This is a genomic window from Phaeobacter piscinae (genome assembly GCF_002407245.1).
GTDB classification, from domain to species: Bacteria; Pseudomonadota; Alphaproteobacteria; order Rhodobacterales; family Rhodobacteraceae; genus Phaeobacter; species Phaeobacter piscinae.
Genome location: NZ_CP010681.1, coordinates 701,302 through 716,362, shown reverse-complemented (window position 1 = coordinate 716,362; position 15,061 = coordinate 701,302). Strand labels below are relative to the sequence as shown.

The 15,061-nt window shown below is 59.7% G+C and carries 13 protein-coding genes; 7 read left to right on the top strand and 6 right to left on the bottom strand.

Annotation, left to right across the window (positions count from 1 at the left end; genetic code table 11):
* Positions 1 to 3 precede the first annotated feature (3 nt).
* Entirely contained in the window at positions 4 to 1,923 is a 1,920-nt protein-coding gene (locus phaeop14_RS03260) for a beta-galactosidase (RefSeq protein WP_096788739.1), read from the top strand.
* A gap of 58 nt (positions 1,924 to 1,981) precedes the next feature.
* On the opposite strand, the gene phaeop14_RS03255 is transcribed toward phaeop14_RS03260, so the two are convergent.
* From phaeop14_RS03255 to phaeop14_RS03245, 3 genes are all read right to left on the bottom strand, one after another.
* Positions 1,982 to 2,767, bottom strand: coding sequence for an ATP-binding cassette domain-containing protein (locus phaeop14_RS03255; RefSeq protein ID WP_096788738.1), 786 nt, complete (start codon positions 2,765 to 2,767; stop codon positions 1,982 to 1,984).
* Between the two features lies 1 nt (position 2,768).
* A complete protein-coding gene (locus tag phaeop14_RS03250; RefSeq protein ID WP_040172408.1) occupies positions 2,769 to 3,890 on the bottom strand; it encodes an ABC transporter permease in 1,122 nt (373 codons plus the stop codon).
* Between the two features lie 62 nt (positions 3,891 to 3,952).
* Positions 3,953 to 4,903: a sugar ABC transporter substrate-binding protein gene (locus phaeop14_RS03245; RefSeq protein WP_040172405.1), complete on the bottom strand. Its 951-nt coding sequence runs from the start codon at positions 4,901 to 4,903 to the stop codon at positions 3,953 to 3,955.
* A 225-nt stretch (positions 4,904 to 5,128) separates the two neighbouring features.
* Here phaeop14_RS03245 and phaeop14_RS03240 point away from each other — a divergent pair, with 225 nt between their 5' ends.
* A complete protein-coding gene (locus phaeop14_RS03240; protein ID WP_040181517.1) occupies positions 5,129 to 6,130 on the top strand; it encodes a LacI family DNA-binding transcriptional regulator in 1,002 nt (333 codons plus the stop codon).
* 66 nt (positions 6,131 to 6,196) lie between these two features.
* On the opposite strand, the gene phaeop14_RS03235 is transcribed toward phaeop14_RS03240, so the two are convergent.
* The 3 genes from phaeop14_RS03235 to phaeop14_RS03225 are packed head-to-tail and all read right to left on the bottom strand — an operon-like array spanning position 6,197 to position 9,385.
* A complete protein-coding gene (locus tag phaeop14_RS03235) occupies positions 6,197 to 7,354 on the bottom strand; it encodes a Gfo/Idh/MocA family protein (RefSeq protein ID WP_096788737.1) in 1,158 nt (385 codons plus the stop codon).
* 11 nt (positions 7,355 to 7,365) lie between these two features.
* Positions 7,366 to 8,259, bottom strand: coding sequence for a sugar phosphate isomerase/epimerase family protein (locus phaeop14_RS03230; RefSeq protein WP_040172397.1), 894 nt, complete (start codon positions 8,257 to 8,259; stop codon positions 7,366 to 7,368).
* Positions 8,260 to 8,281: 22 nt separating this feature from the next.
* Positions 8,282 to 9,385, bottom strand: coding sequence for a Gfo/Idh/MocA family protein (locus phaeop14_RS03225; protein ID WP_193438259.1), 1,104 nt, complete (start codon positions 9,383 to 9,385; stop codon positions 8,282 to 8,284).
* 119 nt (positions 9,386 to 9,504) lie between these two features.
* Between phaeop14_RS03225 and iolD the strand changes: the two genes are divergently transcribed.
* Genes iolD through iolG form a run of 5 tightly spaced genes read left to right on the top strand, consistent with a single transcriptional unit; the run spans position 9,505 to position 15,057 of the window.
* The gene (gene iolD / locus phaeop14_RS03220) at positions 9,505 to 11,379 is read left to right on the top strand and encodes a 3D-(3,5/4)-trihydroxycyclohexane-1,2-dione acylhydrolase (decyclizing) (protein ID WP_096788735.1); all 1,875 of its coding nucleotides are present in this window, start codon (positions 9,505 to 9,507) and stop codon (positions 11,377 to 11,379) included.
* Entirely contained in the window at positions 11,379 to 12,371 is a 993-nt protein-coding gene (gene iolC, locus phaeop14_RS03215) for a 5-dehydro-2-deoxygluconokinase (protein ID WP_096788734.1), read from the top strand. The genes iolD and iolC overlap by 1 nt, the downstream gene beginning before the upstream one ends.
* Positions 12,372 to 12,383: 12 nt before the next feature.
* Positions 12,384 to 13,241, top strand: a complete 858-nt coding sequence (locus phaeop14_RS03210) for a 5-deoxy-glucuronate isomerase (protein ID WP_040172390.1) — start codon at positions 12,384 to 12,386, stop codon at positions 13,239 to 13,241.
* A complete protein-coding gene (locus tag phaeop14_RS03205) occupies positions 13,238 to 14,077 on the top strand; it encodes a class II fructose-bisphosphate aldolase (RefSeq protein ID WP_096788733.1) in 840 nt (279 codons plus the stop codon). The genes phaeop14_RS03210 and phaeop14_RS03205 overlap by 4 nt, the downstream gene beginning before the upstream one ends.
* Entirely contained in the window at positions 14,071 to 15,057 is a 987-nt protein-coding gene (gene iolG / locus phaeop14_RS03200) for an inositol 2-dehydrogenase (protein ID WP_096788732.1), read from the top strand. The genes phaeop14_RS03205 and iolG overlap by 7 nt, the downstream gene beginning before the upstream one ends.
* Positions 15,058 to 15,061: the final 4 nt, after the last annotated feature.

The following is a 15,061-nucleotide window of genomic DNA, read 5'->3' as shown; positions in this document are numbered from 1 at the left end:
ATCATGCAGCGCACGCTTGGAACCTGCTATTATCCCGAACACTGGCCTGAATACATCTGGCAGGGGGACGCCGCACGCATGGTCGCGGCGGGGCTCACCTGGGTCCGCATTGGCGAATTTTCCTGGTCTCGGATCGAGCCTACCCGCGGTGATCTGCAATGGGACTGGCTGGACCGGGCCATCGACACTTTGGTCGCGGCCGGATTGAAGGTGGTACTGGGCACCCCGACCGCAACGCCGCCGCGCTGGATGGTGGACCGCCACCCTGACATGTTTGCGCTGGATGCTGATGGCAAATCGCGCGGCTTCGGTTCGCGTCGCCACTATTGCTTCAGCCACCAGGGATACCGCGCAGAGGCCCGGCGGATCGTCACACTGATGGCGGAGCGCTATGGACCCGGCGAGCGCATCGCCGCCTGGCAGACGGACAATGAATACGGCTGCCACGAGACCACGATCAGCTACTCTGACGCAGCCCGTGTGGCATTCGTGCGGTGGCTGGAAGAGCGGTACGACGGTGACATTTGCGCGCTGAACAGCGCTTGGGGAAATGTGTTCTGGTCGATGGAGTATGATCGCTTTAACCAGATCGGGCTGCCGAACCTCACCGTGACCGAACCGAACCCGGCCCATATGCAGGCGTTCCGACGGTTTTCATCAGACCAGGTTGTCAGCTTCAACCGCGATCAGGTGGAGATCCTGCGCGCCCATTCCGACGCGCCGATTGCGCATAATTACATGGGACGGGTGACCGACTTTGACCATTACAAGGTCGGAGAGGATCTGGAGATCGCCAGTTGGGACAGCTACCCTTTGGGCTTTCTTGAGGACCGGGTCGGTGCCAGCGCAGCAGATCAGCGCCGATATGCGCGACAGGGTGACCCGGATTTTCAGGCCTTTCACCATGACCTCTACCGTGCTGTGGGGCGTGGGCGCTGGTGGGTGATGGAACAGCAACCCGGCCCGGTGAACTGGGCGCCCTACAATCCTGCGCCCCTGCCCGGCATGGTGCGATTCTGGACCTGGGAGGCCTTTGCCCATGGCGCGGAGGCAGTTTGCTATTTCCGCTGGCGGCAGGCGCCTTTTGCGCAGGAGCAACTCCATGCTGGGTTGCTGCGTCCCGATAGTGCAGAGACCCCCGCCATCTCCGAGGCACGTCAGGTGGCTGAGGAATTAGCAAACGCGGGTGAGGTTGCACCATCGCAGGCTCCTGTCGCGCTGATCTTCGATTATGACGCAGAATGGGCCTGGCAGGTGCAGCCGCATGGTCAAGGTCTGAGCTACTTCGACCTTGTGCTGGATCACTACCGTGCCCTGCGTCGCGCGGGTCTGTCTGTTGACATCATCCCGCCGACCCGAAGTGATTTCACCGGATATGAGCTGATCCTTGCCCCCGGCCTGATGCACCTCCCGGATGACCTGCGAAAGGCACTGGCCGAGGCGGCAGGTCTGCGTCTTTATGGTCCGCGTACAGCGGCGCGGGATGAGGATTTCAAGATCCCAACCGCCCCGTTGCCGCCCGCTCTTCAGGGGCTGGATGTGGTCATCGCAGCGGTCGAAAGCCTCCGACCGGATATGCCGCTGCCACTCGCAAACGGCGATGGCGCGGTTGTCGGCTATCTGGAAACGCTGGAGGGTGAGGCGGATGTTCTGATCGAAACCTCAACCGGTCATGCGGTCGCTGTCGCTGCGGGCAATCAGGTGTATTGTGCCGGCTGGCTGGATCCGGCGGGCCTGGACCGCTTGGTCACAACGCTCTGCGCCCGCGCGGGCGTGACCATCCGCAAAATGCCCGAGGGTGTCCGTATGCGACAGACCGCGACGGAGGAATTCTGGTTCAACCATCTCGCCGAGCCGGTAGAGACCGAGGTCGGCACGCTCCCGCCCGCAGGTGTTCTGCGCAGGGCACGCCAAGAGGTCTAAAACAAAAGCCGCCGGAACCTGCGCCCCGGCGGATTTTTTCAATGAATCTGGTATCGCCTCAGACTGTGCCGCCAAGGCTTCCCTCAAGCGTTGCCAGCTCCTGCCCGCCTGCCATCATATCCTGCAGCTCCTCGGCAGAGATTTCGCCGCGCTCTGCTGTCCCGAGGGTCTGGCCGCGGTTCAGCACCGTGAACCGGTCGCCAACGGCCAGGGCATGACGCACGTTGTGAGTGATGAACACCACGGCCACCCCCTGCTTGCGTACCTTGTCGATGGTGGCAAGCACATTGGCGGTCTGGCGCACACCCAGCGCCGATGTCGGCTCATCCAGGATCAGCACCTTCGCGCCGAAATGCACCGCACGGGCGATGGCCACAGTCTGACGCTCCCCCCCCGACAAGGTGCCAACAGCCTGATCCGGCCCACGCAGGTTGATACCCATCTTGCGCATCTCTTCCATGGTGATGCGATTGGCATAGTCATGATCAAACAGCTTTAGCGGACCGATCTTGCGGATCGGCTCATTCCCCATGAAAAAGTTGCGGCTGACCGACATCAGCGGGATCATCGCGAGATGCTGATGCACAGTGGCAATCCCTGCGGCAATTGCATCACGAGGATCCGCAAAATGCAGCGGCTGACCTTCGAACAGGATGTCGCCCTTGGTGGGTTTATGCACCCCGGACATGGTTTTGATGAAGGTCGATTTCCCGGCGCCATTGTCGCCAAGCAGGCAGTGGCATTCTCCAGGGAACACATCAACCGAGACACCGGCCAGCGCAATCACGCTGCCAAAGTGCTTTTCGATGCCCTGCATGCGGATCAAGGGTTGAGACGTAGTCATATCAGCGCTCCCCTGTGATAACGCGGCGGATATAGGTGTTGAGGATGACTGCAAACAGCAGGATCAGACCGAGGAACACCCGGAACAGAGAGCTTTCAACCCCGGCAAAGAACAGCCCCTGCTGCACCACGCCAAAGATCAGCGCACCGAGCGCCGCCCCCAGAACCGAGCCATAGCCACCGGTTAGGAGCGCGCCACCAATCACCACCGCGATGATGGCTTCAAATTCTTTCAGCAAGCCACGATCCGACCCGGCGCCGCCAAACTCCATCACCTGACAGGTTGCAAAGACGGTCGCGCAGAAAGCTGTGAACATGAACATCAGGATTTTCACGCGGTTGACAGGCACCCCGGAGTTCCGCGCAGCCTCAGCGTCACCGCCCGCCGCAAAGATCCAGTTGCCAAACCGTGTTTTGGTCAGGATGACATGACCAACGATCACCAGCAGAATAGCCCAAACGATGAGCATGGGCAGCCCCTCGACCACCGGCTGCCCCTTGCGGGTGCCGCGTTCAAAAACGGCGATCCAACCGTTGTCGCCCAACCACTGGAACAGGCCGGTCAGAATTTTACCTCCGAACAGTGCCGCCATCCAATCGCCCTCGGCGGCGTCAGCCACCCCGCCAATGATCGTCTTACGTTCAATGGTCTGCGGCAAATAGATTGCAAAGCCGCGCAGGATGAACAGGAAGGCCAGCGTGACAATGAAGCTGGGCAGCCCCGTGCGCACCACGATAAATCCATTCAGCGCACCAATGGCTGTGGCGATTGCGAAGGTCACCAGAATAGCCAACCAGACCGGCCAGCCCAGCGTTACGCTGAAAATGGCGATCAACATTCCCGCGAACCCGATCATGGACCCGACCGAGAGATCAAACTCGCCCGCGATCATCAGCAGGCAGGCCCCAACTGCGATGATCATGAACTGGGCGGAGATCTGGCTCCAGTTCATCACGCCCTGGCTGTTGAACATGCCGCTGTCACCAGCAAAAATAAGGAACATCGCGAATACGGTGATGGTGCCGATAATGCCGCCCAATTCGGGTCGGATCATGGCTTCGCGGAATTTCGAACGGGTTTTGATCCGCTCGTCTTCCGCAAATTGGGTAGGTGCGTCAGACATAGTGCTCTCTCTGAAATAAGGGGCGGCTGATGTGTCTCAGCCGCCCGCACTTGGGGAGATTATTACCGGTACTCGCCCGCGAACTCTTCGACCTTTTCCAGGCCGTCCTTGGTTACAAAACCAGGGCCAGAGTTGATGTTGTTGCCGGGCAGCACGCCGTAGCGGTGGTAGTTGGTCAGAACCACGACCGGCAGATAGGCCTGCAGGAACGGCTGCTGATCAATCCCCCAGTTGATGACACCGGCTTTCAGACCTTTGACGATTTCCTCACCCAGATCGAAGGTGCCGAAATAGATGTCGCCAGCCATGCCGTTTTCTTCCAGCGCCAGCAGGGTTGGATCCGCCGAGGTCGGACCGAGTGTCAGAATCGCATCAGTTTCCGGGTTGGTGTTGAGATAGGCCAGAACGCGGTTCTTGATTTCCGCCGGATCCTGTCCGCTGTCGATCATCTGATCGCCGAGATCCACACCCAGCCCGTCGGCAAAGCCCTGACAGCGTTCTGTTGAAGATGGCGAACTGATGTAGTGGTTCACGCAAAGAAAGCTGCCGACACCGTCCGCTTTGGCGCGCATACCCGCCGCATGGCCTGCGTCATATTCTGGCTGACCAACATACATCAGGGCGCCGACTTCGCGGGCCTGATCCGGGGTGCCGGAGTTCATGATGATCACATCCACGCCGCTGTCCACGGCTGCTTTGATCGGGCCGGACAGCACATCATAGTCGGACAGGGTTGTGATGATGCCGTTGGGCCCTGAGGCCGCGGCCTGCTCAATGATCCGCGCCATATCGGCGAGGTCACCGGTCGGCGGGTTGCGGTATTCCACCTCCACGTTCATCTGCTCGCCCGCCAGGGCGATCCCGTTCTTGATGGTGTTCCACCAGCTGTCGCTGTCGGGGGCGTGGCTGACGAGGATGTATTTTTCACCCTCGGCAGAGGCTGTTGTTGCCAGCATCATCGGCGCCGCTGCAACCGTTGTTGCGAGCATAAATGTCTTGAAGATTGACGTCATTCTTTCCTCCCAAAGTTTTACCGTCACGATCGCGTCCGGGCGGTCCCATTCGCGTCGGGGATCAGAATAACCACGAATCGATTTTTTTTGCAACCGGTTGCAATTTGTGGCAGCATTTTTTCTGCTGAACTCGATTTGGATCCGCGATAGATAATCTGATCCGGTGCGCAGCCGGTTGCACAGGTGGATGGGCCCCAGATGGCCCGGACAAGAGGAAGACCAGGAATGGCTGTAACGTTAAAAGATGTGGCAGAACGGGCGCAGGTCTCACGATCAGCGGTGTCGCGCACATTCACCGATGGCGCATCCGTCTCCGAAAAAATGCGGCGCAAGGTCGAGAAGGCCGCGCAGGAACTTGGCTACAGTCCAAACGCATTGGCCTCCTCTCTGACAACCGGACGCACCAAACTGATTGGCCTTGTCTCCAACAACTTTCACAACCCGATTTTCCTTGAGGTCTTCGATCGGTTTACGCGCCGCCTGCAGGATCGCGGCCTGCGGCCACTGCTGGTCAATCTCTCTGACGAAACCGATCCCGAAAACTCGGTCCGGATGTTGCGACAGTATTCCGTGGATGGTGTAGTCGTAGCCTCTTCGACTCTCCCGCCAGGCTTTGCCAAGGCATTTCGCGATGCGGGTGTGCCGGTGGTGCACAGTTTTGGCCGCTCGTCCTCCACCCCGCAGGTACATGTCGTGGGGATCGACAACGTCGAATGCGGCCGGATGGCTGCACGCACGCTTGTAGCCCGCGGATACAAAACGGTCGCTTTCATGGGCGGCCCGCAGACCGCAACCTCAACTCAGGACCGTTGCAAGGGCTTCACATCGGAGATGGAAACCCGTCCAGATGTCACAGCAACACATAGTTTCGCCGAGGATTACTCCTTCGAGGCGGGCCGCCGTGAAATGCTGCGCCTGCTTCGAGATGAACCGGCTGAGGCCTATTTCTGTGGTGATGACGTCTTGTCGATTGGGGCGCTTAGTGCGATCCGCGAAAAGGGCCTGCAGGTGCCGCAGGACATCGGAGTTATCGGCCTCAACGACATGGAGATGGCACGGTGGGAAAATATTGATCTCACCACCATCCACCAGCCGATTGAGCAGATCGTCAATTCTTCGATTGAACTGGTCACGGCGATGCTGGATGAACCTGATCGCTATCCAGAGGCCCGTATTTTCCCCTGTCATGTGGTAGAGCGCGGAACCCTGCGACCGCAAAAAACCTGAACCACCCGGCATCGAAGAAGGGCGCCAGAAAACCGACGCCCCTGCCCAGCTTCAGTTCAGGCTCAATCAGCGAAACATAGGTGGGCGCGCATCCACCCAAGCCCCGTCTGTCGCGCCGCTCTCCGCGACTGCAAAAACCGCCGCCATGGAGCGTAACCCGTCTTCCGCACGCGGGTAGAGATCCGCGGCAGGATCGATTGGGCGCCCGGCTTTTTCAGCCCTAATCGCTTCTGCCAAATCACTGTAAATATTGGCAAAGGCCAGCGGCATCCCCTCGGCATGACCGATGGTTACACGACTGGTGCGATCTGCCTCGGGGCTGAGATTATCCTCGCCACGCTCAATCACCTGCAGCCGCTCACCGAGGGGCATCCAATAAAGCTGGTTTGGCTGCTCCTGCGACCAACGCAAGCCACCAGTCTCTCCAAACACCTGCAGAGTCAGCCCGTGCTGGCGTCCGATCGCCACCGATGAAGTCCAGAGCCGCCCGACAGTCCCGCCATCAAAGCGCATGTTCACCATGGCGTCATCTTCCAGAACCCGGCTCTCAATACAGCTGACCGTATCAGCTGACAGGCGTTCCACCTCCTGACCAATGACAAAACTCGCCATATGCAGCGCGTGAATACCACAATCCGCGAACTGGGCAGAGACCCCGGCCTGAGCGGGATCGTAGCGCCAACGCACCCGCGGATTGTCTGCATCAGCCGCATCCGCATGGTGGCCGTGGGCGAATTCAGCCTTAACAAGCCGGATCTTGCCAAGGTCGCCGCGCGCCACCATTGCCTTCATATGACGGACCAGGGAATAGCCGGAATACCCATAGTTCACGGCGCAAATCTTGCCCTTCGTCTTGGCAATCTTTACGATTTCCTCGCCTTCTTCCACAGTCATCGTCATCGGCTTTTCGCAGAGCACGTGAAAGCCAGCTTCCAGAAACCTCTTGGTGATCTCAAAGTGCGTGGCATTGGGGGTTGCGACAGTGACCAGATCAACCCGATCCGCGCGATTGCGCTCCCCCTCCAGCATCTCCGTCCAGTCACCGTAGGCGCGGTCCGCCGCAAGCCCCAGCCGCTGACCATAGGCACGCCCCTCTTCTGGGCGATGATCCAAGGCCGCCGCCGCGAAATCGAAGGCACCATCCAGTCCTGCGCCCAGACGATGAGCCGGTCCGATCTGGCTGCCTTCGCCGCCACCAATCATGCCCCATTTCAGTTTTGCCATGGTGCCGCTCCCTAGTTGAAACCGATAGATTCGAGGTATTCGCGATTGGCCCGCGCATCACCAACGGGGTCAGGATCCAGCGTCGGGTCGCAATCCTGCTCCACCGTGCACCAGCCAGAAAATCCAGCATCAACAAGCAGTTGCCGAACGGCTGGAAAATCAACGTCGCCCTCGCCAAGATTGCAGAAAATCCCCTGCCCACAGGCATCGTAGAAATTTGTCCGCTTGGCGATCACATCTGCCTTCACCTTGGGATCGATGTCCTTGAAGTGCATATAGCTGATACGATCCATATGCCGTTTCATGAAGGCAACCGGGTCAAATCCGGCATAGGAATGATGGCCAGTATCGAAACAGATCTTCAGGATCTTGTCGTCAACTTCATCCAGCAAACGCTCCAGCTCCGGCTCAAAATCCATGAACCCCGCGGCATGGGCGTGGATGCCGACGGTCAGACCGTATTCCTCGGTCCCGATCTGGGCCACTGTGGCCAGCCGGTCGCGGAAGGCCGACCATTCTGCTTGGCTCATCTGTTCAGCCTCCGCCGCGCGACCAGCAGTCGGCGCGCGGCGCGGCGAGATGGAATCGATCAGAACCAAATGTTCCGCACCATGCGCCTTCAGCGCCTTGCAGGTGCGATGTGCCCCGTCCAGGACGTCGTCCCATTGATCAGGATCATGGAACGCCCGGAACACCACGCCGCCAATCAGTTCCAGATCATGCTCGGCCAGCGCATCCCGCAGAATTGCGGGATCTTCGGGCATGTAGCCCACAGGCCCCAACTCAATCCCCTTGTAGCCGGCCTCGGCGCAGTCCTTCAGAACGCTGCGCCAGTCCGGGTTACGGGGATCCTGTGCAAACTCTACCCCCCAGGAACATGGGGCATTGCCAATTCTGATCGTCATTTTGCAGTGCTTTCTTAGATATTTAGAACGTTGATACGGTTTGCCAGGACCGCTTCTTTGAGGCGGCCATGGCTGCAGCAATCACCTGATTTACCGCCATCCCATCCTCAAATGTCGGCCAAACCGGTGTCTGTGTTTCGATCGCGCGCAGGAAATCCCGCGCCTCAATCAGGATCTGATCCTGATACCCGGTGCCATGCCCCGGCCCCTGGCAAAACGGCAGATAATCGGGATGTGCAGGGCCTGTGAGGATCTTGCGAAAGCCGCGGGTGGCCTCGTCGCCCTCGCTGAGATAGAGCCACAGCGCGTTCTGATCCTCTTGATCAAAACGGATCGCCCCTTTTGTTCCCGTGATTTCATAAGCATAGCCCATCTTGCGACCTGTCGCGATACGGCTAAAGAACATCTGCCCCATCGCCCCATTGGCAAAACGGCACATCATCTGCCCCTGGTCGTCATTGGTGACACGGCCACCGGGGCGGTCCGTATGAACGGTCTCAACCTCTGCGATGAGTTCAGTGATCGGCCCGATCAGCGCCATCGCACCATTGATCATATGCGGCGCCAGATCGCCCATAGTCCCATTGGCTTCGCCCTCCGTGCGCCATGTCGCGGGGGCATCGGGATCGGCGTAGAAATCTTCGGTATGTTCGCCACGAAACCAGGTCACCTCTCCGATCACACCATCTGCAATCAAACGCCGCGCATATTGGCTGGCAGGGGTTCGAATGTAGTTGAACCCGACCATATTGGGACAGCCCGATGCCTCCGCCGCTGCCACCATGGCACGACTATCAGACAGCGATGCACCCAGCGGCTTTTCGCAAAAAACAGGTTTGCCCAGCGCAAAGGCTGCTTCTGCGACGATACGATGGGTCTGCTGCGGGGACGCGATGACGATCGCCTCGACCTTGGGATCGTTGACCAGCAGCTGCCAGTCGTCCGTTGCGCGTTGAAACCCATAAGCCCGCCGGTACCGCTCCGCACTGGCTGGGGTCGTGGCGCAGACCATTTCCAGACGCGGGCGCAAAGCAGTGTCAAACACCGCCCCCACCGCAGCCATCGCGACGGCATGCGCTTTGCCCATGTAGCCCCCGCCGAGAATTCCGATACCGATTTCGGTCATTCTGGCCTCCCAACCCATCAATTTCAATTTGCAACCGGTTGCAAAACTTGTATCTTGGGATTCGACATCTCGCAAGATCAAATCGACCCGACCACAGACCATCCCAGGGATCCCTGCCTATGACGACGCCGCCAAAAACGATTAAGCTGACCACCGCCCAAGCCATCATCCGATGGCTGTCCAATCAGTTCATTGAGATTGACGGCGAGGAGTTACGCCTGTGCGGAGGTGGTTTCGGCATCTTTGGCCACGGCAATGTGACCTGCCTCGGCGAAGCGCTCTATGAGGCGCGCGATGCGCTGCCGCTATATCGGGGTCAGAACGAACAGAGCATGGGCTTTGCGGCAGCTGGATATGCCAAGCAGTGGCTGCGCCAACGGTTCATGTTCTGCACAGCCAGTGCTGGCCCAGGTACATCAAACCTTCTGACCTCCGCGGCGCTGGCCCATGCCAACCGCCTGCCGATGCTGATGCTCTGTGGCGACACGTTCCTGACTCGCCTGCCGGATCCGGTACTACAGCAGATGGAGAACTTTGACGATCCGACCTTAGGTGTAAATGATGCCTTCAAGCCCGTGTCGCGCTATTGGGACCGCATCACCCATCCCGCCCAAATCATCCAGTCCCTGCCCGCTGCGATCGCCACCATGCTGGATCCCGGCGACTGCGGCCCCGCCTTCCTTGGCCTGCCGCAGGACGTGCAGGGATGGACTTATGACTACCCCGAGGTTTTCTTTGAGAAGAAAATCCACCGCATTCGCCGCATCGCACCGGATTCGGCCGAAATCGCAGATGCTGCCGAAGCCCTACGTGGCGCCAAACGCCCGATGATCATTGCTGGCGGTGGTGTGCAATACAGCCGCGCCGTGGCCGAGCTGACCCGCTTTGCCGAAACACATCAGATCCCGGTTGTTGAAACCATCGCCGGTCGCGCCAACCTGCGTGACACCCATCCACTGAATATCGGTCCCATCGGAGTCACCGGATCGGACAGCGCCAATGCGATTGCCGCCGAGGCAGATGTGATCCTAGCGGTTGGCACACGATTGCAGGATTTTACCACCGGATCCTGGACCGCCTTTGCGCAGGACGCCCAATTCATCTCGATCAACGCAGCACGCCATGACGCAGGCAAACACCGCGCATTGCCGGTTGTCGGCGACGCCCAGCGCGGGCTTCTGGCACTTAGTGCTGCAAGCAGTGACTACAAGGCGCCGGACAGCTGGGTCGCCCGTGCCCAGGAGAGCCGCCGTAGCTGGGTGGCCTATGTCGCAGACAACGTCTCTTACGGGGACAACCGGCCCAATTCCTATGCGCAGGCCATCGGTGTTGTGAACGCGCTCTGCAATCCGAAGGACCGTGTGGTCGCGGCGGCTGGCGGGCTTCCGGCGGAAGTCACCGCCAATTGGCGCACATTGGAGCCCGGCACAGTTGATGTTGAGTTCGGCTTTTCCTGCATGGGTTATGAAATTGCCGGCGCCTGGGGAGCTCGCATCGCCCAGTCTGAGCGAGAGCCTGATCGTGACACAATCGTCTTTGTCGGCGACGGCTCCTACATGATGTTGAATTCTGACATCTATTCCAGCGTGCTCAGCCAGAAGAAGCTGATCATTCTGGTCCTGGACAACGGCGGCTTTGCGGTCATCAACAAGCTGCAGAACAACACGGGCAACACCAGCTTCAACAATCTGCTTGAGGATTGCCCCACCATACCTGAAGCCTTTGGCGTGGATTTTGCCAGTCACGCGGCCTCGATGGGGGCACTTACCGAAACCGCCGCCAATCCGGCAGAGCTGAGCGAAGCGTTCAAACGCGCGCAAGGCAACAATCGGACAACCGTCATCGTGATGAAGGTTGACGCCTATGAAGGCTGGACCACCGAAGGCCACGCCTGGTGGGAGGTTGGCACGCCGCATATCACCAAGGATGACAAGGTGCGCGAGGCCCATATCGACTGGGAGTCCAGCCGCATCAAACAACGGCGGGGCGTGTGATGAATCAGCCAAGCAAGGCCAGCTCAGATCTGGCAGGCCGCAATTTCCTCGTCCTTGGTCGGGTGGGTATGGATCTGTGTCCAACCCCTGATGGCACCGCCACGGCTGATGCACAGGACATGATGGTCGCCATGGGTGGCAGCAGCGCCAATATCGCCGCAGGTCTGGTCAAAATGGGATGCAGCGCCGCTCTGGTCACCAGCGTTTCTGATGATGCGGTGGGGTGGTACTGCCTCAACCAGTTGGATCACTACGGTGTTGACCGGACTCACGTGAAACGCATCACCGGTGAATATCGGACCTCTCTGGCGGTCTATGAAAGCCGGGTCGAGGATCACCAGAGCGTCATCTACCGCAACAATGCCGCCGATTTCCAGATGACCGTCGCAGATGTGGAGGCGGTGGATTACAGCCAGTACAGCGCGTTGATCACCGCCGGCACAGTTTTTGCGGCCGAGCCGTCACGCAGCGCCACCTTCCGCGCCTTTGAATTGGCGCGCGCGGCCGGGCTGCCGATCATCTTTGATGTGGACTACCGCCCTTACAGCTGGCCCTCGCCTGAGGTTGCGGCGGATGTCCTGTCTCGCGCAGGCGCCATGTCCGATATCATTGTCGGCAATGATGAGGAATTCGGCTTTATGGCCGGTGGCATCGACAAAGGCCTCGCCAAAGCACGGTCGCTGGCGCACACCTCAGCCTCCATCGTCGTCTATAAGATGGGACCCGAGGGCGCCGTCACCTTTGCCGATGGCCAGGAGACCCGCACCGGTATCTACCCCGTAGATGCGCTAAAACCGACCGGCGCCGGCGACAGTTTCATGGCCGGTTTCCTCGCCTCACTCTCCGAAGGGCGTCCGATGAAGGATGCCATTCTGCGCGGCTCAGCCTGTGCCTCCGTCGTGGTGGCCAAACCCGGCTGCGCCCCCGCCATGCCCGACCTTGCCGCGCTGGAGGCGTTTCTTGCAACGCACCCCGGCGCCACCGAAATTTGAAAGGACCCGCAAATGCATATCGCCCCTCATGACAACCAGAACAAAGCCATTGTCGATGCTGACAACGCGCTTGTTCCGCTGAACTATTTCAACATCGTCAAACTGACCAAGGGCCAGACCTTTGAGTATCAGGTGCCCGGCTATGAGACCTGCATCGTTCCGGCCACCGGCACCGTAGACATTGAGGTCGAGGGCCTGAGCTATGCTGGCATCGGCACCCGCACCGCCGACGTCTGGGATGGTGAGCCGGAAGGCGTCTATATTCCCGTCGGGGCCAAGGTGACCATCACCTGCACAACGGATGCGACCGAAACCTTCATCGCGGGCGCCAAATACGACAAGGTGCTGGAACCATTTGACGTGCGCGCCGACGGTATCGATCTGGTGCAATACGGTTCTGACGACACCAAGACCCATCGTAAAATCAAGCATATCTTGGGCCAGAAACAGCACGACAAGGTCGGCCGCTTGCTGGTGTCAGAACTGTTCACCGTGGGACAGGGCGGCTGGTCCGGCTTCCCGGCGCACAAACATGATACCGACCGCAAAGATGCGGATGGCAACATCATCGAGACACGCCATGATGAGACCTATAACTTCCGCTTCCGTCCCAACCATGGCTCTGGCGTGCAGATCCTGCAACGCGAAGAGGGCAAGCCGGGGGACGCCTACCAACTGATGGATGGCTCCACGATCATGATCGACAAGGGGTATCACCCCTGCGCTGTGATGCCCGGATATGAGATGTATTACTTCACCATCCTTGGCGGTCTAAGCCAGCGCAGCCTGATCCAGTACTTCCAGCCCACCCATGCCTATCAGGTCGAAACCATCCCCGGCATCAAGGATATGGTGGCTAAGTTCAAATGACCCTTGCAACATTGGCTGACGTCCTGCAGCCAGCCCTGCGCAATGGCTATGCCGTTGCGGGGCTGGTCACACTGGGCTGGGAAGACATGCGCGCCTATGTGGCCGCCGCTGAGGCTGAAGGCGTGCCGGTCATCCTGCAAGCAGGCCCGTCCTGCCGCGCCCATACTCCGCTGCCGATCTTAGGCAAGATGTTTCGGCATCTGGCCGAAAGTGCATCGGTTCCTGTGGTCGCCCATCTGGATCATGGCTACACCTTTGAGGACTGCCGTATCGCCATCGACAGCGGCTTTACCTCAGTGATGTTCGACGGCTCGCGCAATCCGCTGGATCAGAATATCTCCGAAACCGCAGCCATCGTAGAGATGGCTCATGCTGCAAATGTCTCCTGCGAGGGAGAGATCGGCTTTGTCGGGTATTCCGGCGGCGAGGGGTCAGCCGGTACCGACCCGGAAGAGGCCCGGCAGTTCGCGCAGGATACCGGCGTCGATGCGATGGCGATTTCAGTTGGCAATGTGCATCTGCAACAGGACAAGGAAGGCGGGCTGGATATCGACCGCATCCGCGCCATTGAGGCGATCACCGAAGTGCCGCTGGTCATCCACGGCGGTTCCGGCGTACCAGTCGCGCAGCGCAAAATGCTGGCGCGCCAGTCGCGCATCTGCAAATTCAATATCGGCACCGAATTGCGCATGGCCTTTGGGGCCGCATTGCGCGATGCGGTGAATAGCGATCCGGACCGGTTCGACAGGGTCAGCATCCTGTCCGAAACCCACGATCCGGTCGTTGCTGCGGCGCGCAGCGTTCTTCGCGCCTTCAAGGGAGAGACACAATGTTGAATATCGGCCTTTTGGGCTGCGGGCGCATCGGCCAGGTCCATGCGCGCTCTGTCGGGCAATTGGACGGGGTGCGCGTCACTGCGGTTGCAGATGCGATGCCGGATGCCGCGAATGCACTGGCCAGCAAGATCGGCGCGGATGTGCGCGAGGCCTCCGCGCTAATCACCAGCGCGGACGTCGACGCGGTCGTTATCGGCACCCCAACTGATACGCATTACGACTTGATCCATCAGGCTGCGGCTGCAGGAAAAGCAATATTCTGCGAGAAGCCCGTCGATATGTCCGCCGACCGCATTCGCGATTGCCAAACGGCAGTGGCCGAGGCGGGAGTTGCCTTTCTAACAGCGTTCAACCGTCGTTTTGATCCGAATTTTGCCAATCTTCAACAACGCCTGCGGGCCGGTGAGATTGGCGATGTGGAGATCGTCTCGATCCTATCACGTGACCCGTCCCCGCCGCCGGTCAGCTATATCAAGACCTCTGGTGGCCTGTTTCGCGACATGATGATCCACGATTTTGATATGGCGCGTTTTTTGCTGGCCGAGGAACCGGTGCAGGTCTTTGCGGTTGGCTCAGCGCTGGTCGATCCCGCCATTGGCGAAGCAGGCGATGTGGACACAGCCGCCGTTACGCTGACCACGGCCAGCGGCAAGATCTGCCAAATCTCCAACTCCCGGCGGGCTACATACGGCTACGACCAACGGGTGGAGGTGCATGGCTCCAAGGGGATGCTCCGCGCGGCCAATATGTTGGAAAACACGGTGGAAGTGGCCGGAACCAACGGTTTCCAGACCGCCCCTGCGCAGCACTTCTTCCTTGAGCGCTACGAAGCGGCCTATCGCAACGAAATGGCGCGATTTGTCGAGGCCGTTCAGGCAGGTACCACGCCCTCCCCCAGCATCGACGACGGCCTGCGCGCCCAGATGTTGGCCGATGCCGCCGCCCAATCGCTTGAGGCGGGGGCACCAGTCGCGTTGTAAGCGA

What these genes read in the sequence shown, in the direction of transcription:
- phaeop14_RS03260 (WP_096788739.1), top strand. Translation starts at nt 4, where the DNA reads ATGCAGCGCACGCTTGGAACCTGCTATTATCCCGAACACTGGCCTGAA.
- phaeop14_RS03255 (WP_096788738.1), bottom strand. Translation starts at nt 2,767, where the DNA reads ATGACTACGTCTCAACCCTTGATCCGCATGCAGGGCATCGAAAAGCAC.
- phaeop14_RS03250 (WP_040172408.1), bottom strand. Translation starts at nt 3,890, where the DNA reads ATGTCTGACGCACCTACCCAATTTGCGGAAGACGAGCGGATCAAAACC.
- phaeop14_RS03245 (WP_040172405.1), bottom strand. Translation starts at nt 4,903, where the DNA reads ATGACGTCAATCTTCAAGACATTTATGCTCGCAACAACGGTTGCAGCG.
- phaeop14_RS03240 (WP_040181517.1), top strand. Translation starts at nt 5,129, where the DNA reads ATGGCTGTAACGTTAAAAGATGTGGCAGAACGGGCGCAGGTCTCACGA.
- phaeop14_RS03235 (WP_096788737.1), bottom strand. Translation starts at nt 7,354, where the DNA reads ATGGCAAAACTGAAATGGGGCATGATTGGTGGCGGCGAAGGCAGCCAG.
- phaeop14_RS03230 (WP_040172397.1), bottom strand. Translation starts at nt 8,259, where the DNA reads ATGACGATCAGAATTGGCAATGCCCCATGTTCCTGGGGGGTAGAGTTT.
- phaeop14_RS03225 (WP_193438259.1), bottom strand. Translation starts at nt 9,385, where the DNA reads ATGACCGAAATCGGTATCGGAATTCTCGGCGGGGGCTACATGGGCAAA.
- iolD (WP_096788735.1), top strand. Translation starts at nt 9,505, where the DNA reads ATGACGACGCCGCCAAAAACGATTAAGCTGACCACCGCCCAAGCCATC.
- iolC (WP_096788734.1), top strand. Translation starts at nt 11,379, where the DNA reads ATGAATCAGCCAAGCAAGGCCAGCTCAGATCTGGCAGGCCGCAATTTC.
- phaeop14_RS03210 (WP_040172390.1), top strand. Translation starts at nt 12,384, where the DNA reads ATGCATATCGCCCCTCATGACAACCAGAACAAAGCCATTGTCGATGCT.
- phaeop14_RS03205 (WP_096788733.1), top strand. Translation starts at nt 13,238, where the DNA reads ATGACCCTTGCAACATTGGCTGACGTCCTGCAGCCAGCCCTGCGCAAT.
- iolG (WP_096788732.1), top strand. Translation starts at nt 14,071, where the DNA reads ATGTTGAATATCGGCCTTTTGGGCTGCGGGCGCATCGGCCAGGTCCAT.